At 64.7% G+C, this 20,416-nt stretch carries 16 protein-coding genes and 1 pseudogene; 7 read left to right on the top strand and 10 right to left on the bottom strand.

Annotated features, from left to right (window positions below):
• Window positions 1–50 precede the first annotated feature (50 nt).
• Entirely contained in the window at window positions 51–737 is a 687-nt protein-coding gene (locus ACEWE8_RS05710) for a type 1 glutamine amidotransferase domain-containing protein (RefSeq protein WP_046785630.1), read from the top strand.
• A 12-nt stretch (window positions 738–749) separates the two neighbouring features.
• Window positions 750–1,496 carry an SDR family NAD(P)-dependent oxidoreductase gene (locus ACEWE8_RS05705; protein WP_046785631.1) on the top strand — a complete coding sequence of 249 codons (747 nt, stop codon included), beginning with the start codon at window positions 750–752 and terminating at the stop codon, window positions 1,494–1,496.
• 104 nt (window positions 1,497–1,600) lie between these two features.
• Here ACEWE8_RS05705 and adhP read toward each other — a convergent pair whose 3' ends face one another.
• Window positions 1,601–2,611 carry an alcohol dehydrogenase AdhP gene (gene adhP, locus ACEWE8_RS05700; RefSeq protein ID WP_395589232.1) on the bottom strand — a complete coding sequence of 337 codons (1,011 nt, stop codon included), beginning with the start codon at window positions 2,609–2,611 and terminating at the stop codon, window positions 1,601–1,603.
• 173 nt (window positions 2,612–2,784) lie between these two features.
• Here adhP and ACEWE8_RS05695 point away from each other — a divergent pair, with 173 nt between their 5' ends.
• A complete protein-coding gene (locus ACEWE8_RS05695; protein ID WP_046785633.1) occupies window positions 2,785–3,771 on the top strand; it encodes a 5'-nucleotidase in 987 nt (328 codons plus the stop codon).
• Between the two features lie 19 nt (window positions 3,772–3,790).
• Here ACEWE8_RS05695 and ACEWE8_RS05690 read toward each other — a convergent pair whose 3' ends face one another.
• A complete protein-coding gene (locus tag ACEWE8_RS05690) occupies window positions 3,791–4,276 on the bottom strand; it encodes an anti-virulence regulator CigR family protein (protein WP_046785634.1) in 486 nt (161 codons plus the stop codon).
• A gap of 98 nt (window positions 4,277–4,374) precedes the next feature.
• Window positions 4,375–5,289 (bottom strand): LysR family transcriptional regulator, encoded by a 915-nt coding sequence (locus ACEWE8_RS05685; RefSeq protein ID WP_046785635.1) that lies wholly within the window; start codon window positions 5,287–5,289, stop codon window positions 4,375–4,377.
• A gap of 186 nt (window positions 5,290–5,475) precedes the next feature.
• Here ACEWE8_RS05685 and ACEWE8_RS05680 point away from each other — a divergent pair, with 186 nt between their 5' ends.
• Both ACEWE8_RS05680 and ACEWE8_RS05675 read left to right on the top strand, forming a co-directional pair.
• Window positions 5,476–6,810, top strand: a complete 1,335-nt coding sequence (locus tag ACEWE8_RS05680; RefSeq protein ID WP_367903600.1) for a nucleobase:cation symporter-2 family protein — start codon at window positions 5,476–5,478, stop codon at window positions 6,808–6,810.
• 34 nt (window positions 6,811–6,844) lie between these two features.
• Window positions 6,845–7,354, top strand: coding sequence for a nucleoside deaminase (locus tag ACEWE8_RS05675; RefSeq protein ID WP_012313945.1), 510 nt, complete (start codon window positions 6,845–6,847; stop codon window positions 7,352–7,354).
• Window positions 7,355–7,433: 79 nt separating this feature from the next.
• Here the strand turns inward: ACEWE8_RS05675 and mhpT are convergent, their stop codons facing one another.
• Together mhpT and ACEWE8_RS05665 are read right to left on the bottom strand one after the other, a co-directional pair.
• The gene (gene mhpT, locus ACEWE8_RS05670; protein WP_046785637.1) at window positions 7,434–8,639 is read right to left on the bottom strand and encodes a 3-(3-hydroxy-phenyl)propionate transporter MhpT; all 1,206 of its coding nucleotides are present in this window, start codon (window positions 8,637–8,639) and stop codon (window positions 7,434–7,436) included.
• A 36-nt stretch (window positions 8,640–8,675) separates the two neighbouring features.
• Complete coding sequence (locus tag ACEWE8_RS05665) at window positions 8,676–10,067, bottom strand: alginate export family protein (protein ID WP_046785638.1); 1,392 nt, start codon at window positions 10,065–10,067, stop codon at window positions 8,676–8,678.
• A gap of 248 nt (window positions 10,068–10,315) precedes the next feature.
• Between ACEWE8_RS05665 and ACEWE8_RS05660 the strand changes: the two are divergent.
• Both ACEWE8_RS05660 and ACEWE8_RS05655 read left to right on the top strand, forming a co-directional pair.
• A pseudogene (locus ACEWE8_RS05660) lies at window positions 10,316–11,964 on the top strand (arylsulfatase).
• Window positions 11,961–12,971 carry a formylglycine-generating enzyme family protein gene (locus tag ACEWE8_RS05655; protein WP_046785639.1) on the top strand — a complete coding sequence of 337 codons (1,011 nt, stop codon included), beginning with the start codon at window positions 11,961–11,963 and terminating at the stop codon, window positions 12,969–12,971. Before ACEWE8_RS05660 ends, ACEWE8_RS05655 begins: the two are co-directional and overlap by 4 nt.
• Here the strand turns inward: ACEWE8_RS05655 and ACEWE8_RS05650 are convergent.
• From ACEWE8_RS05650 to ACEWE8_RS05630, 5 genes are all read right to left on the bottom strand, one after another.
• A complete protein-coding gene (locus ACEWE8_RS05650; RefSeq protein WP_046785640.1) occupies window positions 12,952–14,691 on the bottom strand; it encodes an acyl-CoA dehydrogenase in 1,740 nt (579 codons plus the stop codon). The two genes, ACEWE8_RS05655 and ACEWE8_RS05650, sit on opposite strands and share 20 nt — an antisense overlap.
• 14 nt (window positions 14,692–14,705) lie before the next feature.
• Window positions 14,706–15,947: a thiolase family protein gene (locus ACEWE8_RS05645; RefSeq protein WP_046785641.1), complete on the bottom strand. Its 1,242-nt coding sequence runs from the start codon at window positions 15,945–15,947 to the stop codon at window positions 14,706–14,708.
• A complete protein-coding gene (locus ACEWE8_RS05640) occupies window positions 15,944–17,827 on the bottom strand; it encodes a feruloyl-CoA synthase (RefSeq protein ID WP_046785642.1) in 1,884 nt (627 codons plus the stop codon). Before ACEWE8_RS05640 ends, ACEWE8_RS05645 begins: the two co-directional genes overlap by 4 nt.
• Window positions 17,828–17,903: 76 nt before the next feature.
• Window positions 17,904–19,352, bottom strand: a complete 1,449-nt coding sequence (locus ACEWE8_RS05635; protein ID WP_012313937.1) for an aldehyde dehydrogenase — start codon at window positions 19,350–19,352, stop codon at window positions 17,904–17,906.
• Window positions 19,353–19,427: 75 nt separating this feature from the next.
• Window positions 19,428–20,258: a p-hydroxycinnamoyl CoA hydratase/lyase gene (locus tag ACEWE8_RS05630; protein ID WP_046785643.1), complete on the bottom strand. Its 831-nt coding sequence runs from the start codon at window positions 20,256–20,258 to the stop codon at window positions 19,428–19,430.
• Window positions 20,259–20,416 lie beyond the last annotated feature (158 nt).

Here is a 20,416-nt window from a genome sequence, read left to right as displayed (position 1 = left end):
ATGCAGGGCGAACCGCGCGCTGCCCATTCATGTTTGGAGAACAGGCTCAGATGAAAAAGATCCTGATGGTGCTGACATCCCACGATCAGTTGGGCGATACCGGCAAAAAAACCGGCTTCTGGCTGGAGGAGTTCGCCGCACCTTACTACGTGTTCATCGACGCCAACGCAGACGTCACCCTCGCCTCGCCCAAAGGCGGGCAGCCGCCGCTGGACCCCAAGAGCGACGAGGACGATGCGCAAACCGATGCGACCCGGCGTTTTCGCAGTGACACCGAGGGGCAGATGGCATTGGCCGACACAGTACCGCTGAGCGAAATCGACCCTTACGACTTCGACGCCGTGTTTTATCCCGGTGGCCATGGGCCGCTGTGGGACTTGGCCGAGGACAACGACTCCAAGACGCTGCTCGAAGCCTTCTATGCATCCAACAAACCGATTGCCGCCGTGTGCCATGCGCCGGGTGTGTTCAAGAACGTCAACGCACCGGACGGTCATCCAGTGGTCAAGGGCAAGAAAGTGACCGGGTTCGCCAACAGCGAGGAAGACGCGGTCGGACTGACCGATGTGGTGCCATTTCTGGTCGAGGACATGCTCAAGCGCAATGGCGGTGAGTATTCCAAGGGCCCGGACTGGGCAAGCCATGTGGTCGAGGACGGGCACCTGATCACCGGGCAGAACCCGGCATCGTCCGAGGCGGTGGCCACGGCGCTGCTCAAGCGCCTGGCAAGCGAATAGGGCCGCTGCACCATGACGCTGAACGCACTCATCTGCGGCGCCAGCCAGGGCATCGGCCTGGCGCTTTGTGAACAGCTGCTGGCACGCGATGACATGGCGCGGGTGTGGGCGGTGTCGCGCCAGGCCAGGGGCAGCGAAGCCCTGGCCGCGCTCGCCGCTGCACATGGCGAGCGCCTGGTGCGCATTGATTGCGACGCCCGCAACGAACGGTCCCTTGAAGCACTGGCCCGTGAGGTCAGCCGCACCTGCACGCACCTTGATCTGGTCATAAGCACCTTGGGCATTCTGCAGCGCGACGGTGCCAAGGCGGAAAAGGCCCTTGCCCAACTTGACCTGGCTGGCCTGCAGGCCAGCTTCGCGACCAACGCGTTCGCGCCGGTGCTGCTGCTCAAGCACCTGCTGGCGCTGCTGCGCAAGCAGCCCTGCACCTTTGCCGCGCTGTCGGCCAGGGTCGGGTCCATCGGCGACAATCGCCTGGGCGGCTGGTATAGCTACCGCGCCAGCAAGGCCGCGTTGAACCAGTTACTGCATACGGCAAGCATCGAACTCAAACGCATCAACCCAGCTTCCACGGTGCTGGTGCTGCACCCCGGCACCACCGATACGCAGCTTTCCCAACCGTTTCAGGCCAATGTGCCCGCCGAGCAATTGTTTGAACCTGCGTTCGCTGCGCAGTGCATCCTTGAGCAGATTGGCCGGCTTGGGCCGGCGGACAGTGGCAGCTTCTGGGCGTGGGACGGTCAGCCGATTACCTGGTGATGTTGCCAAGGTTGAAGACAGTGACGGGTGCATGGCTCGGGTGTTCTGGCGCTCGATCCAGACAGCGCTGAAAAACCCGCCCCATGCACCTGACAGGGCACTGCTCAATCCGCGAAGTTGATCACCATCCGACCCTTGATCTTACCTTCCAGCATCTCTTCGAAAATGTCGTTGATGTCTTCGATCGGCCGCAGCGTCACCTTCGGCACCACCTTGCCTTGCGCGGCAAATTCAAAGGCTTCAGCCAGGTCCTGGCGGGTACCGACCAGTGACCCGACCACTTCGATGCCATCGAGCACCAGCCGCGGAATGTCCAGGCTCATGGCCTCTGGCGGCAGCCCGACAGCCACCAGCCGGCCACCGGCACGCAGCGCATCGACCGCAGAGTTGAACGCGCTTTTGGACACTGCCGTCACCACGGCCGCATGCGCGCCACCGGTTTGCGCCTGGATGACTGTGGCTACATCCTCACTGCGCGCATTGACCACCAGGTCGGCGCCCATCTCACGGGCGAACGCCAGCTGTTCATCATTCACATCGATCGCGATGACCCGGGCGTTGAAGACATTCTTCGCATACTGCAAGGCCAGGTTGCCCAGCCCGCCGAGGCCATAAACCGCAATCCACTGCCCGGGGCGGATGTTGGACGATTTCACCGCTTTGTAGGTGGTCACACCAGCGCAGGTGATGCTGCTGGCGGCAGCCGAGTCGAGCCCGTCGGGCACCTTTACCGCGTAGTCGGCCACCACGATGCACGCCTCGGCCATGCCGCCGTCGACGGTATAGCCCGAGTTCTTCACCTCACGGCACAGCGTTTCGTTACCGCTGTTGCAGTACTCGCAGTGCCCACAGCCCTGGAAGAACCACGCCACGCTGGCCCGGTCGCCCGGCTTGAGCGAAGTGACGCCCGGCCCTACCTCCACCACCACGCCAATCCCTTCGTGGCCGAGGATCACACCGGTCTTGTCACCGAAATCGCCATTCTTGACGTGCAGGTCGGTGTGGCACATGCCACAGCACTGCATCTTCAGCAACGCTTCACCGTGCGCAAGCGGGCGCAGGGTTTTTTCCACCACGTCCACACGGCGCCCTTTTGCAACAACTGCAGCTTTCATGAATGCCTCCTTGATTACCTGAGTGAGCTTGAGTTGAAGGGTTCAGCATAGTGGTGGTTTGGCCGCAGGACTTGCTGCAGGTCAGGGTCTGTGACGGTAGGTGCCCGGGTTTGCTAGGATTCGAGCCTAGCCTGCTGACAAGGCGCCCCTGCACCATCACCAGGAAGCCCGCCATGCCCTACCCCATCGAACAGAAACTCGTCGTCGGCGTCGCCTCAAGTGCACTGTTCGACCTGACCGTCTCGGACGATATCTACCAGACAGATGGCGTGGAAGCCTACCGCCTGCACCAAGAGGCCAACCTCGACGTGCCCTTCCCCAAAGGTGTGGCATTCCCCTTCATCCGCCGCTTCCTGAGCATCAACAAGGCCTTCCCCGAGCAGTTGCCGGTAGAAGTGGTGCTGCTGTCGCGCAACTCACCCGAAACCGGCCTGCGGGTGTTCCGCTCCATCGCCCATTACGGCCTGGACATCACCCGTGCCGCATTCATGTCCGGCCGCTCGCCCTACGAATACATCCCCGCCTTCAACGCCTCGCTGTTTCTCAGCGCCCACGAAGGCGACGTGCAGCGTGCCATCGACGCCGACTACCCCGCCGGCCTGGTGCTGCCGAGCAAGATCTATGATGACGAGATCGACACCGAATTGCGGGTGGCCTTCGACTTCGATGGGGTGATTGCCGATGACGAAGCGGAGAGCGTGTACAAAGAGCGCCAGGACCTGAATGAATTCCAGGCCCATGAACATGCGCACAAGGCCATTCCGCACCAGCCGGGGCCGTTGGCGGACCTGTATCGCAAGCTTTCGCTGATTCGCACGCTCGAAGATCAGAAGCTGGTGCAGGACCCGGCATACAAACGCATCCTGCGTATCGCCATCGTCACCGCGCGCAATGCCCCGTCACATGAACGGGTGGTGACGACCTTGAAGGACTGGGGTGTTTCACCGGATGAATCGTTCTTTCTTGGGGGAATGGAGAAGAGCCGCGTGCTGTCGATTCTCAAACCACACATGTTCTTCGATGACCAGCGCAGCCATCTGATGTCGGCGGCAGGGGACTTGCCGATGGTGCATGTGCCGTTTGGGGTAGCCAACAAAACGCTAGAGCGGCGCCCGAGCGAGGTGGTCAACACGACTACGGCACGCTTGAAGATGGGTTGAAAGCGCCGCTTCAGCCACTTCAATCGAACGCCCCGTTCACCACCTCATAAATGATCCCCGTGGCGACAGCTACCAGGATCAGGTCAACCCCGGCCTGCATCCACTCGTAACCGTCGTAATGAGGCAACTGCCCAAGCAGCCGGCCATCGAGCTTCTTGGCGATACCGGGCGGCAGTGGCTTGCCCCGCGCCAGGTTTTTCTGGATGCCCGGCGGCAATGCGGGGCCCGGGCTCCAATAGCTGCGGTGGCCACCCAGAATGCCCAGCACATCACCCCGGTCGATCGACGGCCCGCCATGCCAGTCATCGCTACCCGAGCCACCCTTTTTGCCGCCAGCGTTGCCTTGGCCTTGGGCATGCGGGGCCTGCCCCTTGCCTTGCCCATGCCCCTTATCGTTGCCATTACCGTTGCCTTTGCCATTACCCGGGTCGGCGAGCGCAGCGCCCGACGCCGCGAGCAATGCCACTGACGTTACAGCGGCAATCAGAGCTTTCAACTTGGCCATGAGAGCATCCTTTGCGGTGTAGAGATTTGTTGAAATGTAGACGACGTTGCAATCATCGGCAGCAGGCCAGCGCGCCTGGCAGGCTCAGCACATGGCGCCTACAACGTGGTAGGCATGCCGCGCCGGTCCAGCTCGAACACCTTGGTGCGCTGCAGGCAATCGCGCAACCACAGGGCAGCCCTGCCCGGCCGGCGCTGCTGATGCCACAGCAGGTCGACGCCGACCAGCCAGTCGGTGTGCGGATAGGCCTGCAGCTGCAACTCGATCAGTTCACCGGCATCCAGCTCCCGCTGCACCAGCTGCCGTGGCAGGGTCGCCCAACCCAGGCCACCGCGCACCATTTCCACCAGCGCCAGGTAGCTCTCGGCCTGCCAAAGCTGCGCGGTACGCAGGTATTCGCTGCTGGGCAGCTTTTGCGCGTGGGCGAAGAAGGCCAGGCGGCGGTGGGCGTGCAGGTCGGCGAAGGTGCAGGTTTGCAGTTGCGCCAGCGGGTGGGTGGCGTGGCAGACATGAGCCATGATCAGTTTGCCCAGCTGCTGGAAGGCCAATGCAGGCGGGTAGCCCGGCTGGGAAAAAGCGATGCCCAGGTCTGCCTCACCTTTAAGCACCATTTCGCTGACATCGCCGTGCACCGGGTGGCGAATCAGCAAGTCGACGAAGGGGAACGCCTGATCGAACGCTTTGAACACCGGGATCAGTGACCCATACGGCACCTCGATGGCGAGCGTGAGCGCAGGCTCGGCCTGCTGCGCCAGGTTGTCGGCGCTGCCCTCCAGGGCATAGCAACGCTCAAGGATGCCCTCGGCCCGTAGCAGCAGTTTATGCCCGGCGGCGGTCAATGCCGGAATGCGGCTGCTGCGGTCGAACAACTCCACGCCCAGGTCGGTTTCCAGGTTGCTGATTGCAGCGCTGACGGTGGACTGGGTGCGCCCCAGGCGCCGCGCCGCTGCCGAAAACGAGCCCGCTTGTACTGCGGCGACGAACACCTGCAATTGCTCCAGCGAAAAGCGCATCCCAACCCCCTGCCCTGCCACATGATCCATCGATGCTAACGATGGTTACTCATTTGTTCCATCGTTCATTTCGCCGGATCATCGGCCTCGACCACGCTTGCAGCTGCCCTGTTCGAACCCTGCGCTGCGTGTCACTCCAGGCGCCGAAAACAACGAAAAGAGCCGCACCTTCAGGAGATTCACGCCATGAGCCCAAGCAAGGTCCACGCTGTAGACGAAGTATTACCGCTGCGGCAACTGTTCACCTTTGGCCTGCAGCACGTGCTGGTGATGTATGCCGGCGCGGTCGCGGTGCCGCTCATCCTCGGTAGCGCACTGGGCCTTACCCAGGCGCAGATCGTGACGCTGATCAACGCCAACCTGTTCACCTCGGGCATCGCCACACTGATCCAGACCCTGGGTTTCTGGCGCTTCGGGGCACGCCTGCCGTTGATCCAGGGCTGCTCGTTCATCGCGCTGGCACCGATGATCATGATCGGCAAGCAGTACGGCCTGCAGGAGGTGTTTGGCGCCGTGATTGCCGCCGGCGCCATCACCATCGGCCTCGCGCCGCTGTTCAGCCGGCTGCTGCGCTTTTTCCCGCCGGTGGTGATCGGCAGCCTGATCACCATCATCGGTATCTCGCTGATGCCCGCAGCGGCCATCTGGCTGGGTGGCGGCGACCCGGGTGCACCGGACTTCGGCAACCCCGCCAACCTGCTGCTGGGCATGGCGACGGTCGCCATCACGCTGCTGGTGTATGCGCGCTTTTCGGGCTTTATCGGCAACCTCAGCGTGCTGATCGGCCTGCTGTGCGGCAGCCTGCTGGCCGCAGCCTTTGGCATGACCCACTTCGGCAAGGTCAGCGAAGCCGCCTGGTTCGAGCTGAGCCCACCCATGGCCTTCGGTGCGCCGCAGTTCTCCACCACGCCAATCCTCATCATGGTGCTGGCGATGCTGGTGATCATGGCCGAGACCACGGGCAACTGCCTGGCCATCGGCAAACTGGTCGGCAAGCCCACAGATACCAGCACACTAGGCAACGCTTTCCGGGCAGACGGCCTGTCGACGATGCTCGGCGGGCTGTTCAACAGTTTCCCGTACAACGCCTTCACCCAGAACACCGGGCTGATCGCGCTTTCCAACGTCAAGAGCCGCTTCGTGGTCGCCGCTGCCGGCGCAATCATGGTGCTGATGGGGCTGTTTCCGAAACTGGGCGCGCTGATCGCCGCCGTGCCCACGCCAGTGCTGGGCGGGTGCGCCATCGTGATGTTCGGCATGACCACGGTGGCCGGTATCCAGGCGCTCTCACGCGTGCCTTTCGAAGGTACCCGCAACGGCATCATCGTCGCCGTTTCGATCAGCATCGGCGTGTTGCCAATGTCGTTCCCGGCGCTTTTCCATCACCTGAGCGGCCCGCTCAAGCTGGTGCTGGAGAGCGGCATTTTCCTCGGCGCGATCACGGCGATCACGCTCAACCTGCTGCTCAATGACGACAAGACCACAGACCCGGACCGCGCCGATGCCAGCGTGGCCAAGTGAGCCCTTTTACCCCTGCCTATCCCCAGGAGCATCCATGACCACTCCCTACACGCCAGCTGCCACCGACCTGTCCGCCCTCGACCTGGACCTGCTACGCCAGTCGATGCGCCTGGCAGAGCAGTCCAAAGCACGCGGTCGCCACCCCTTCGCGGCCATCGTCGCCGATGCCGAAGGCCGGGTGATCGCCAGCGCCGGCAACAACTCCATGCCGCCCGAAGGCGACCCCACCCAACACGCCGAACTGGTCGCTGCGGCCCTGGCAGCCAAGGCCCTGCCGCCCGAAGCACTGGCCAACTGCACGCTCTACACCAGCGCCGAACCCTGCTGCATGTGCGCCGGTGCCGTGTACTGGACCGGTATTGGCCGGGTGGTGTATGCGCTGTCGGAACATACGCTGCTCGGGCTGACCGGGGACCACCCGGAAAATCCGACGTTTTCCTTGCCGTGCCGTGAGGTGTTTGCCCGTGGTCAGCGTGATGTGATCGTGCACGGCCCGCTGTTGGAGGACGAAGCAGCGGCTGCGCACAAGGGGTTCTGGAAATGAGCATGGCCGCACACTGAGCCCAAGAAGTGCCAGGGAGGGTCACCGAACTGCCTGGCACCTTGAACCGCCTGCAGGCAGCTTACTGCGGTTGGCGATTACGTTTGGCCAGCAATGCCCGTGCGGCCACAGCAGCCACCACCAGGCCTGGTGAAGCCGCCAGCAGCACCCCGCCTACGCCCGTCCCTGCGGCCAGGATCTGCCCCGCCGCCAACGGCCCGGCCATCGAACCCAAGCGCCCGATGGCAACCGAAGCGCCCACCCCAGTGGCCCGCACCTGGGTCGAATACAGGGTCGGCGCCAGTGCGTACAGCACCAGTTGGCCGCCGATGGCGCAGTAGCCGGCAATGAACCCGGCCACCAGCATGAAGGCAAAGCTGGTCGACAGGCCAAGCCCCGCCAGCGCCGCCAGCATGCCGATGTACGCAATGAACACTGCGCGGCGGGCGTGGCCCTTGTCCATCATCCGCCCGGTCAGGAACGAGCCCGCCGCACCGCCGAGGTTGAACAGGATCTGTACCGTGCCTGCCTGCGGGCGGCTGAAACCTTGCCCGATCAACAACGACGGCAACCAGTTGAGCAGCATGTACAACACGGTCAGGGTAAAGAAGCACGCCACCCACAGCAGCAGGGTGCGGCTTGCATGCCCCGGCCCGAACAGCTGGGCCAGCATGCCTTGGCCGGCAACCTTCTCACCGGTTTGGGCACGAAACGCCTGGGACTCTTTCAGCCATACCACCAGCACCAGGGCGATGACGATCGGTGCGATACCACCCACGTAGAACACCACACGCCAGTCTTCGCCCAATGGCGCCATGCCAATGATCGAAGCGATGGCGCCGCCCAGGGGCACGCCACAATACGTGATGCTCACCGCAGTGCTGCGCAGCCGCTCGGGCGCCGCTTCACTGGCCAGGGCGATCAGGATGGGCAACGCGGCACCCAGCCCCAGGCCCGTCATCAGTCGAGCGACCAGCAGCGAGGCGTAGCTGTCGGCCAGGGCGGTACCGAGCGAAAAGCCGCCGAACAACAGCACCGCCACGATGAGGATGTTCTTGCGGCCCAGCCGGTCAGCGAGCCAACCGCCGATGAATGCACCGGGCAGCAACCCCAGCAGCCCTGCACTGAACACCCAGCCAAGCATCGCCGGCGTCAGCGCGAACGCCTTGGCCATGTGCGGTGCGGCGATGCCGGTAGCCTGAAGGTCGAGGCCTTCGAGCAATGCCACGAGAAAACACAGGCCGATGGTAAGCACCGGCTTGCTTGAAGAAGGGGATGAATCACGCATGGGTAAGCCCTTTTGTTGTTATGCGTTGGGTTAGGATCAAAGCCTGAACGTGGCACGTAACGAGATGAACGAAGAATCTTCCCCTCCGGCGTCCTTGATGGCGGAACTGACGTCGTAGTACTTCAGGTCGACGTCCAGGGTCAGGTTGGGTGTTGCCAGCCAACGGGTGTTGGCACGGTAGATGGTGCCCACATGGCGCCCGGTACCACGGGTATTGGCCAGCAGGCTCATGCCAGGCATGTACACACCGTCTTCTGCACGCTGCTTCCACACTTCGAAGACGCCCGGTTCGAAGCGCAAGGTACGCCAGGGTGAAAAGCCGAACGTCGGCCCCACCACGATGATGTTGCTCAAGGTGGTCAGGCTGGCCTCGCCATAAACGCCGTTGCGCGGGAACAGCGGGTCGAAGGTGTTGACCTTGCCATCGCCCAGCTCGCGGTCACCGCTGGCGGCGTCGATGCGCATGCCCAGCCGGGGCTGCCAGGCGTGCGCGAAGGTGTAGCCGGTATCGCTGGACAGCGCCCAGGCACGGATCGAGGCATTGCCCAGGTGCCCGGTCTGCCCGGCCAGGTTCCAGCTCCAGTCCAGCGCCTGCTGGCGGCCAAACACCCGCGTGCCGAAGGTATAGCGTTGCTCGTCGCCCGCTTCACCGGCCAGGCTGCGGTCATCGGTTTCAAGGCCGAAGGCGAACAGGTCGATGTTCCAGGCCGCCGTCAGCGGCAAGGTGCCATACAGGCCATAGAACTTGACTGCATTGTTGCTGCCATCGTCCCAGCTGTCCTCGCCGGTCTTGAGCGGCCGAAACGCGAAGGCGTCGAGCTTGCGGCCGTCCTTGAGGTTGAGGCTGGCGCGCACGCCGTCGAAGCTCAGGCGGATGTTGGGCGAGTCCCGGTAGGTGACCCAAGCCTGGTCGCCAAGCCCCATCTCCTGGCGGCCGATGCGGGTGGTGTAACGCCCCTGGGCAAAATCATGGTTGAAATCGACGAAGGCCTGGCGCACTTCATTGCGGCTTTCATCATTTGGGGAGTACAGGTCCTTGCCGAAAGCCCGGGTGTTCTCCACCTGGACGAAGGTGCGCACAGCATCATCGAACAGATGCAGGTCGGCGTGCGCCTGCAAGCGCTGCATCAAATAAGAGTCGTCGTTCAACCCGCGCAAGCCAAAAAAAGGCTTGTTGAATACATCGGCCCGGTAACGGGCTTCGGCCCCCAGCTGCAGCCAGGCCGACTCGGACAAGCGATGGTAGCGCACCCCATCGAACGGGTCGCTGGCCTTGGCCGGGGCATCCAGGAACCGATAGTCCTCAACCCAGCGAGGCGCACCGGGCCGGCCTGGCCGGCTCTGTTCAAGCGGACTGGCCGCCTGCACGCATTGGCCTATCGAAAGCAGTACAACGGGCACCCACCACCGGTTCAACGGCCTGGCCATCAGAATTTCCCTTTACTTGTTTTTATGAAATTGGATAACTCTGTTAACGATTATTTTTGTTAACCATCTTGCCGTCAATAGGGCGAGTGAAACTACCTGATATCAGGCAGATCCAGCGTTCGTTTATCGAACGTTTTTTTCGCAGGTGCCTGCGCAGCCGCACAAATGGCCGTTAACATGGACGTTGCGGGCTCTCTACCTTGCGGGAACGCCGCCACGACTCTAATCAAAACAAAAAGAGCATCCTCATGAACTGCCTCAAACCTCTTGCCGCTCTCGGCTTGCTCATGCTCGGCGCAAGCCAGGCCCTGGCCTCGCCAACCGTTAAACAACCAAACATTCTGCTGATCGTCGCCGATGACCTTGGCTTCTCGGACCTGTCGGCCCTGGGCAGCGAAATCCAGACGCCCAACCTGGACAAACTGCTGACCGACGGCCGCCTGATGCTGGACTTCCATGCCGCGCCATGCTGATGTCTGGCAACGACCCGCACCTGGCCGGGCTGGGCATGATGGCCGAAGCACGCAAGCGCTTGCCGGCCGGCGCTCAGGTGCGCGCCGGTTACGAAGGGGTCCTGGGCAGCAATGTCGCCACCCTGGCAGAACTGCTGCACGATGCTGGCTATCGCACCTACATCTCCGGCAAATGGCACCTGGGCATGCAGCCCGCGCAGCAGCCCCAGAACCGTGGTTTCGACCAGGCCTACGTGCTGCTCGAAGGGGGCGCCGCACATTTCAAACAGGCCAACATGGCGCTGCAGCCCAACTACAGTTCGACCTTCCGCCACAATGGCGAGCCCATCGAACTGCCCGATAATTTCTACTCCACGACCTGGTTCACCGACCGTCTCATCGACGCCATCGACGACGGCAAGGCCAGCAACAAGCCCTTCTTTGCCTTTGCCGCCTACACCGCGCCGCACTGGCCCTTGCAGGCGCCGGATGAATACCTGGCGCAATACCGCGGCCGCTACGACCAAGGTTATGAGGTGATTGCCCGCGAGCGCCTGGCGCGTCAGCGCAAGGCCGGGCTGGTGCCAGCGGACTTCCCGCTGGAGCCGCAACTGGAGGGCGTACCGGGCTGGGCATCGCTGACAAAACAGCAGCAACAGCAATCAGCGCGCACCATGGAGGTCTACGCGGCCATGGTGGCGGCCCTGGACGCCGAGGTCGGGCGCCTGGTCGATCACCTGCGCAAAACCGGTGAACTGGACAACACACTGGTGCTGTTCATGTCCGACAACGGGCCGGAAAATGCCACCCGCGTCGCCCCCAACTGGATCAAGGAAAACTTCGATACCCGCCTGGCCAACTACGGGCGGCGTGATTCGTTCCTGATGATCGGCTCGGCCTGGGCCCAGGTCAGCGCCCTGCCCAGCCGCCGCTACAAGATGACCACCTACCAGGGCGGCATCCGCGTGCCCGCCTTCGTTTACCACCCGGCCACCATCAAGGCCGGACGCAGCGATGAGCTGGCCAGTGTCCGGGACATCATGCCGACGCTGCTGCAACTGGCCGGCGCGCCGATGCCCGGCATCAACTACCGCGACCGCGCCATCGTTCCGCCGCAGGGCACCTCGGCGCTGGACTACCTGCAAGGCAAGGACACCCGGATCCACGCCCATGACGAGGCCCTGGGCTGGGAAATCAACGGCAGTGCCTCGCTGCGCAAAGGGCCGATGAAACTGCTGTGGGATGCTACCGATGGCACCCCGGCCTGGCACCTGTACGACCTGAGCAACGACCCTGGCGAGCACCATGACATCGCAGCCGCACACCCCCGGCAGGTGAGCGACCTGCTGCGCGACTGGAAGGCCTATGCCCAACGCAGCAATATCGCCATCGACGCTGACGGGCGCCCGGCAAGCCCCGCCCTGCCCCTGGCCAGCAAGCCATGATTGCGCGGGTAGCCGGTTGCGCGTTGGTCGCCGCCGGCTTACTCGCCGTGGCCTACGGCGCCTGGCCACAAGCCCCGGCGCCGGTACTGCTGTGCGAGGGCTACAGCGGCTTGCCCGCCAGGCACGATGGCATGGTGCACGTGCCGGGCGGCGCGTTCACCTTCGGTTCCGACCGTTTCTACGATGAAGAAGGCCCGCCACACGCGGCAAAGGTGTCGGGCTTCTGGGTCGACAGGCACCCGGTCACCAACGCCCAGTTCGCCCGGTTCGTGGCAGTTACCGGTTACCTTACACAGGCCGAACGGGGCATCAGCGCCGAGGTGGACCCCACCCTGCCCGACACCCTGCGCGTGCCGGGCGCGATGGTGTTCCAGCAAGGGCCGAACGTGCTCGCCCCCGGCTGGCAGTTTGTGCCAGGGGCCAGCTGGCGCCACCCGCAGGGCCCTGGCAGTGACCTGGCAGGGCTTGAAAACCACCCGGTGGTGCAAGTGACACTGGAAGATGCCCAGGCCTACGCGCGCTGGGCTGGCCGTGCCCTGCCCAGCGAAGCGCAACTGGAATACGCCATGCGTGGCGGGCTGGAAGATGCCGACTTCAGTTGGGGCAAGACTGAGCTGCCCAAGGGCAAGCTGATGGCCAACACCTGGCAGGGCCAGTTCCCCTACAACAACATGGCCGCTGACGGTTTCACCGGTACCTCACCGGTGGGCTGCTTCCCCGCCAACCGGTTCGGCGTGTTCGATGCGGGGGGCAATGTCTGGGAGCTGACCCGCACGGGTTATCGCCCGGGCCACGATGCGCAACGCGACGCGGCCTTGGACCCGCCCGGCCCCGCCTTGAGCGAAAGCTACGACCCCGCCGAGCCGGGCATACCGGTGGCGGTGATCAAAGGCGGCTCGCACCTGTGCTCAGCAGACCTGTGCATGCGTTACCGGCCCTCGGCACGCCAGCCGCAGCCCGTCTTTATCGCGACCTCGCACGTGGGGTTCAGAACGGTTCGCCAATGAACGGCAATGGGCAGGCGGCCGCCTCGATGGCTGCCACCTTCCGGTCGAAGTCTGGCAGCAGATAGTTGAAAAAGAAGGTGGCGCTTTCGTGCTTCTCGCGCCGTAGCGGCGCTTCGGCCGGCAACGCCTCGAGGCAGCGAACGGTGCGGGCCCAGGCAAAAGCCTGCAGTGCCGTGGCGCACAACTGCAGGAACGCCCCGGCCGCGCGGTAGGGGTATTCCGGGCCGTGCGCAGCACTGCGCTCGACCTCGGCAACCACCCCTTGCAACCGGTCGCAGACCGTACCGAGCGCCTCGGCAGCGCCGCCCTGGCCGGCCCCGGCCTCGGCACGCAGCTCGCCCAGCAGCAGCGCAAAGCCTTCACCGCCATCGCCCAGCACTTTGCGCAACAACAGGTCGTTGGCCTGAATTTCGTTGGTGCCTTCGTAGATCATCGCAATCCGGCTGTCGCGCAGCACCTGCTCGATGGGGAATTCGCAGGTGTAGCCATAGCCGCCAAACACCTGCAGCGCTTTGCTCGACAGGCTGAAACCATAGTCGGTGAACGCCGCCTTGATGATCGGCGTCAGCAACGCCGCCAGCGTCGACGCTTTGGCACGCAGCGCAGGGTCATCAGAGGCGTCGGCCACATCCAGCCAGTGCGCCGTCCAGTAACCCAAGGTGCGCATGCCTTCGGTACGCACCCGCAATTCCAGTAACGTCAGGCGCATGGCGGGGTGCAGGTGGATGGGGTCGGCAGCGGCGCCCGGCGAATGGCCGGGTGCGCGCATCTGGCGACGCTCCAGCGCGTAGTCACGGGCCAGTTGCCAAGCCGCTTCGGCGTGCCCCAACCCTTGCAGGCCGACATGCAACCTGGCGGAATTCATCATCACGAACATGGCCGCCAGGCCACCGTGCGCCTGCCCCACCAGCCAGCCCTTGGCCCCCTCGAAGCGCAGCGCACAGGTGGCGCTGCCGCGAATGCCCAGTTTGTGCTCAAGGCCATCGCACTGCACCCCGTTGCCCACACCGCCCTCCAACCCGTTGGGCACCAGCAGCAATGACAGCCCACGGCTGCCTGCCGGTGCATCGGGCAAACGCGCCAGCACCAGGTGCAGGATGTCGCGGGTCAGGTCGTGGTCGCCCCCGGAAATGAACAGCTTGTTGCCGGTGACCGCGTAGCTGCCGTCGCCCAGCGGTTCGGCACGGCAGCGCAGCAAGGCAAGGTCACTGCCGGCCTGCGGCTCGGTCAGGCACATGGTGGGCAGGCTTGCGCCGCTGACGATGCCGGGCAGGTAACGCGCCTGCAATTGGTCGCTGCCATGGGCCTTCAGGCACAGGTAGGCGCCATGGGCGATGCCGGTGTACATGGCCCAGCCATGGTTGCTGGCAAAGAGCATTTCCTGAACCGCTGCATCCAGCACCAACGGCAGCCCCTGGCCGTCGCACCGGGGCTCACAGGCCAGCGCCGGCCAGCCGCCGTCCACGTAAGCCCGATAGGCCGCCGCAAAGCCGTCCGGTGTGCGTACCCTGCCCTGCTCCAGGCGGCAGCCCTGGCGGTCGCCCGGTGCATTCAACGGCGCCAGTACCTGTTCGCTGAAGCGGGCAGCCTCCTGCAGCACCTGCAGGGCCAGTTCGAGATCGACGTCGGCGTAGGCTGGCAGGTGCTGCCACTCCTGTTCGGCCCTAAGCCAATGCTCCAGCACGAATTGCATGTCCTGCAGGGGAGCCTTCCAAGCCATGGGAGTCCTCGGATTCAAGCCGCGAAGTGGGGGTTTTCGATCAGCACCGCCATGCCTTGGCCGCCGCCGATGCAGGCCGCAGCGATGCCATAACGCAGGTTGCCCTGGCGCAACTGACGGGCCAGGGTGTGCACCAGACGCAGGCCGGTGGCAGCCAAGGGGTGGCCCAGGGCGATGGCGCCGCCATGCACGTTGAGTTTTTCCACATCCAGTTGCAGCGCCTGGGCCACTGCCAGTACCTGGGCGGCTTGCGCTTCGTTGATTTCGAAGCGGTCGATCTGCTCCAGGCGCAGGCCACTGCGTTCGAGCAGCAAGGCAATGGCCGGGGCCGGCCCGATGCCCATGGTGCTGGGGGGCACGCCCACGGCCGTGGCCATCAGCAAGCGTGCCAACGGTGGCTGGGTGCACGTGGAAAAACGCGTCACCAACGCCGCCGCCGCGCCATCGACCACTGCACAACTGTTCCCGGCGGTTTGCACGCCACCGGCGTGCACCGCACGCAGGCGGGCCAGCGCTGTGGCATCGGTCGGCCGCGGGTGGCTGTCGTGGCTGACGTGGGCCACGCCGCGTGGCAGTTCGATGCCACGTGGCAGGCAGCCTTCGGCGCTGAAAGCCTCCGCCGTGACCTCGACGATTTCATCGTCGAACCAGCCCTGCTGCTGGGCTTGCAGCGCACGCTGATGGCTGCGCAGCGCCCAGGCATCCACGGTCTCTCGGCCAAGGCCATGCGCGCGGGCCAGGTTTTCTGCGGTACCGATCATGTCCACCCCGGCAGCCGGGTCGTACAACGCCTCCCAGAGAAAATCCTTGAACCCTACCGGCGCGCCAAGGCGAAAGCCGCCACGGTGTTCATACGCCGCAATCGGGTTGCGCGACATCGACTCGGCGCCCACGCACAGCACCTGCTGCACACCACTGCGCAACTGCTCCCCCGCCTGGCGCAGCAGCTCGAGACCGGTGCCGCAGATGCGCTGCACGGCCAGTGCCGGAACAGCCTGCGGCACACCGCAGTACAGCCCGACGTGGCGCGGCAGCAGGTACGCATCGAAACTGGCCTGGGCCATGCTGCCGGCCAGCACGCTGTCCACCGCCTGCGGGGCGATACCGGCCCGCGCAAGCACCGCCCGCCCGGCCTTGATGCCCAGGTCGATCGGTGAAACCGCGGCGAGCGCACCGCCAAGGTCGACCCACGGCGTGCGCACCATCTGCACGATGGCCACATCGTCGAACGCGGTGCACAGCCCGGCGCTGCTCACGGGCGCACCTGCGCGGGCAGCACGGTTGGGTCTTCGCCACGGTACAGCGCCTCTACCTTGTCAGCCCGGCGCTGCAACACCGCACGCTGGTTGATCGACCCTTTGTCGGTGATCTCCCCGGCGTCGATCGATGGCGGCTCTACCAGCAGTGACAACCATTCGATCCGGCTGGCGTTGCCCTGGGCGTCACGGTTCAGGCGCTCCAGCCAAGCGGCGAACCAGCTGCGCACCGCATCGCTGCCGAGCACTTCGGCATCGCTGGCCGCAGCCGGTAGCCCGGCCAGTTGCCGGCATTCGGGCAGACGCGGGAACACCAGGATGCCCAGGCATTCGCGGTCCGGCGCAGCCACCACGATGTCCTGCACATAGGGTGAGCCTTCGAGCACCGCACGGTTACGCAGCGGCCCGACACTGACGAACACCCCCGACGACAACTTGAAGTCTTCGGCAATACGCCCATCGAACATCAGGCCCTGTTCGGGCTGCAGCGCATCGGCGAGCTTCAAGGCATCGCCCGAGCAGTAAAAGCCCTCGTCATCGAACGCCTCGGCCGTTTGCCGCGGCGAACGCCAGTAGCCGGGCATGATGTGCGGGCCGCGAAAGCGTGCCTCCAGCTTGCCGTCCAGCGGCACCAGCTTCACCTCGCACCCCGGGGCAGGCAAGCCCACATAGCCTGCCAGCGACAAAGGCCCGGTGGTGAACGTGCAGGATGGCGCCGCTTCGGTCATGCCAAGGCCGGCCATCATGCGGATGCGCTCGCCACAGTGCTGTTCGGCAATGCGGTCCAGGCGGTCCCACACGCTTTGTGAAAGCCCGGCGGCGGCGAAGAAGAACAGCTTCATGCGGGCAAAGAACACTTCACGCAAATGTGCGTCCTGCTCCAGTGCCTTGACCAGTTCTTCCCAGCCCTTGGGCACGGTCAGGTAAGCCGTAGGGGAAATCTCGCGCAGGTTGCGCAAGGTTTCGCCGAAGCCTTGCGGGGTGGGCTTGCCGGCGTCCAGGTAGAAGCTGCCGCCGTTGTACAGCACGATGCCCAAATTGTGGCTGCCGCCGAAGGTGTGGTTCCACGGCAGCCAGTCCACCAGCACCGGCGGCTCTTCAGCGAACACCGGGAAGGTCTGCAACAGCATCTGCTGGTTGGCGCACAGCATGCGTTGGGTGGTGACGACCGCCTTGGGCAGCTTGGTGGAGCCGGAGGTGAAGAGGAACTTGGCGATGGTGTCGGGCCCGGTGGCGGCAAACGCCGCATCGGCTGGCGCAAGGTCGCCCGGCTGCAGCAGGCTGTCGAAGCTCAGGTGCCGGCGGCCGGCGGCCTGGCCGCGCACGCTCACCACCGCCACCGATGGATCCAGCACGGCGTCGAAGGCACGCTGGAACGGCTGGGTGTCGGTGGCGAACACCAACCCCGGCGTCAGTACCTCGCACACATGCCGCAGCTTGGCAAAGTCCTGGGACAGTAGTGCGTAGGCCGGCGACACCGGGCAATACGGGATGCCGGCATACATGGCGCCCAAGGCGATCTGCAGGTGCTCGATATCGTTGCCGGAAAAAAGCGCCAGTGGCCGCTCGGCGCTCAGGCCAAAGCCCAGCAGGTTGGCGGCGATGGTGCGTACCTGCACGAGCATCTGCGCGTAGGTGATTGTGCGCCAGGCACCGTCGGGCTGACGCGCGGCAATGAAGGTGGTGTCCGGGCGCTGTGCGGCCCAGTGCAGCAGCCGGTCAAGCAGGCGCGCCGGCAGCGGCGCCAGGGGCTCGACGGCCTGCATGCGCAGGATGCCGTCGGCCTCGCTGAACTGCACCTGGGGATGCCCGATGGACACCTGCCGGTAGCGCGGGCTTTGACCAGGGGCGGTCGACCCTGTGCGGGCTTGGTTATTCACGCAGGTTGCTCCTTGTTATTGTTGTACAGCCTGCCGCCGCCCGGCGGTGCGGGCGGCGGCCGATGGTGCGCGTTGCCTAGATGGGGTAATGCCTGGGGCCGTGCTGGAGGGTGACCCAGCGCAGCTGGGTGAATTGATCGATGGCGGTGCGGCTGCCGAAGCTGCCGTAGCCGCTGGCCTTGACCCCACCGAAGGGCATCTGCGCCTCGTCATGCACGGTCGGGCCGTTGATATGGCAGATACCCGACTCCACACGCTGGGCCAAGGCCAGCGCACGGCTGGTGTCGCGGCTGAAGATGGCCGACGACAAACCAAACTCGGAGTCGTTGGCCAGCGTCAGCAAGGCTTCATCGCCCTCGGCGCGCAGCACCACTGCCACCGGCCCGAAGGACTCTTCGTGGTACAGGCGCATGCTTGCGTCGACGTTGTCCAACAGGGTGGGCTGCAAAATGCTGCCGTCCAGCTGGCCGCCGCACACCAGGCGTGCGCCCTTGGCCACGGCATCGTCGATCAGCGCCTTGATGCGCTCGCCGGCCGCACCGCTGACCAGCGAACCGAGCACCGACGTGCTGGCCTGCGGGTCACCTGCGCGCAGCCCGCCGACCTTGGCCGCCAGCTTGTCGACGAAGGTGTCGGCGATGCGGTTGTCGACCACCAGGCGCTCGGTGGACATGCAGATCTGGCCCTGGTTGAAGTAGGCCCCAAACGCTGCAGCTTCGACGGCGGCGTCCAAGTCGGCGTCATCGAGCACCAACAGCGGCGCCTTGCCGCCCAGTTCGAGCAAGGCAGGCTTCAGGTGCCGTGCAGCCAGCTCGCCGACAATGCGCCCCACTTGGGTGGAGCCGGTGAAATTGACGCGGCGCACCGCAGGGTTGGCGATCAGCCGCTCGACGATGGCGGGCGCATCGGCAGGGTCATTGCTGATCACATTGACCACGCCTTCGCCCAAGCCTGCATCGTGGAGCACCTGGCCGATCAATCGGTGCACCGCCGGGCTGACCTCGGAGGCCTTGAGCACCACGGTGTTGCCACAGGCCAGCGGCATGGCGATGGCCCGCGTGGCGAGGATCACCGGGGCGTTCCACGGTGCGATGCCCAGCACCACACCGCAAGGGGCGCGCAGGGCCATGGCAAAGCTGCCGGGTACATCCGAGGGGATGACCTCACCGGTAATCTGCGTGGTCATGGCCGCAGCTTCGCGCAGCATGTTGGCGGCCAGCTTCACGTTGAAGCCATACCAGTTGGCCATGGCCCCGGTTTCGCCGGCCGCGGCGATGAACTCGGCAGCACGCGCCTGCAACAGGTCGGCGCCGGCCAGCAAGCGGCTGCGCCGCTCACCGGGCGCCAGCGCGGCCCAGGCCGGGAACGCTGCGCTGGCGGCGGCCACCGCAGCATCGGCATCGGCCAGCGTGGCGGCAGCGGCTTGCGACACCACCTCACCGGTGACCGGGTTGCAGCGCTGGAAGGTTCGTCCATCGCTGGCGGGGCGCGACTGCCCGCCAATCAGCAAAGGCACCTGCAACATGCTCATCCCTCTTGTTGTGGTTGTAGAGAAATATCCGCAGGCTGTGGCCAGTGGCGGCACAGCCCGCCCCGGCCCTCAGCGTTTGTAAGCCTGCAGGCCCGGCTTGATGGACTTGTCGTCGAGGAACTGCTTCATGCCCTGCTCGCGACCGCCCTCGGTGTCCAGCAGGCGGGACTGGTCGAGTTTGGCGTAGAGGTAGTCTTCGTTCTGCTCCCAGGTCAGTTCGCGGCAACGCTTGAAGCCGTTCTTGGCTGCACGCAGCACCACCGGGTTCTTCTCGAGCAAGTTCAGCGCCAGCTCGCGGGTCGTCTCGCGCAGCTGGGCCAGCGGTACGCTCTCGTTGACCAGGCCCATCTCGGCGGCTTTGGCACCGCCGAAGGTCTTGCCAGTCATGATGTAGTACAGCGACTGGCGATGGCCAACGGTATCGGCCATCGCCTTGCTGACCAGGTTGCCGGGCGGGATGCCCCAGTTGATTTCCGACAGGCCGAAGGTGGCCTCGTCGGCGCAGATGGCCAGGTCGCAGGCCACCAGCGGGCTGAAACCGCCGCCGAAGCACCAGCCGTTGACCATGGCGATGGTCGGCTTGGCGTACATGCGCAGCAGCTTCCATTGCCATTGCGAGGCTTCACGGCGGATTTTTTCCTGAAGGATTTCGGGACCGGCGTCGACCTCGCGGAAGTATTCCTTCAGGTCCATGCCTGCAGTCCACGACTCACCGGCCCCGGTCAGCACCAGCACCCCGGCGTCGGCGTCCTGCTCCAGGGTTTCCAGCACGTCGACCATTTCCCGGTTCAGGGTGGGGCTCATGGCATTGCGTTTTTCCGGGCGGTTGAGGGTTACCCAGGCGATGCCCGACTCCAGTTCGACCTTCACGGTGGTCCAGCGGCCTTCGTATTTGCTCATGGTTCTGCACTCTTGTTGTTCGAGGTGGTGACCATCAAACTAATCCGGCAAATTAGTTATGTCAATTAACTATTATGAAAATTATCTTTGCCTTCCAGCCGGTTGAGAAGCTTTTTAGCCTGAGCTTCACTAGCCGGATTGAGCCAGCGCAGGCAAAC

It is taken from the genome of Pseudomonas sp. TR47, from assembly GCF_044143025.1.
Classification (GTDB): domain Bacteria; phylum Pseudomonadota; class Gammaproteobacteria; order Pseudomonadales; family Pseudomonadaceae; genus Aquipseudomonas; species Aquipseudomonas putida_E.
This window is presented reverse-complemented; position numbering and strand designations above follow the sequence as displayed.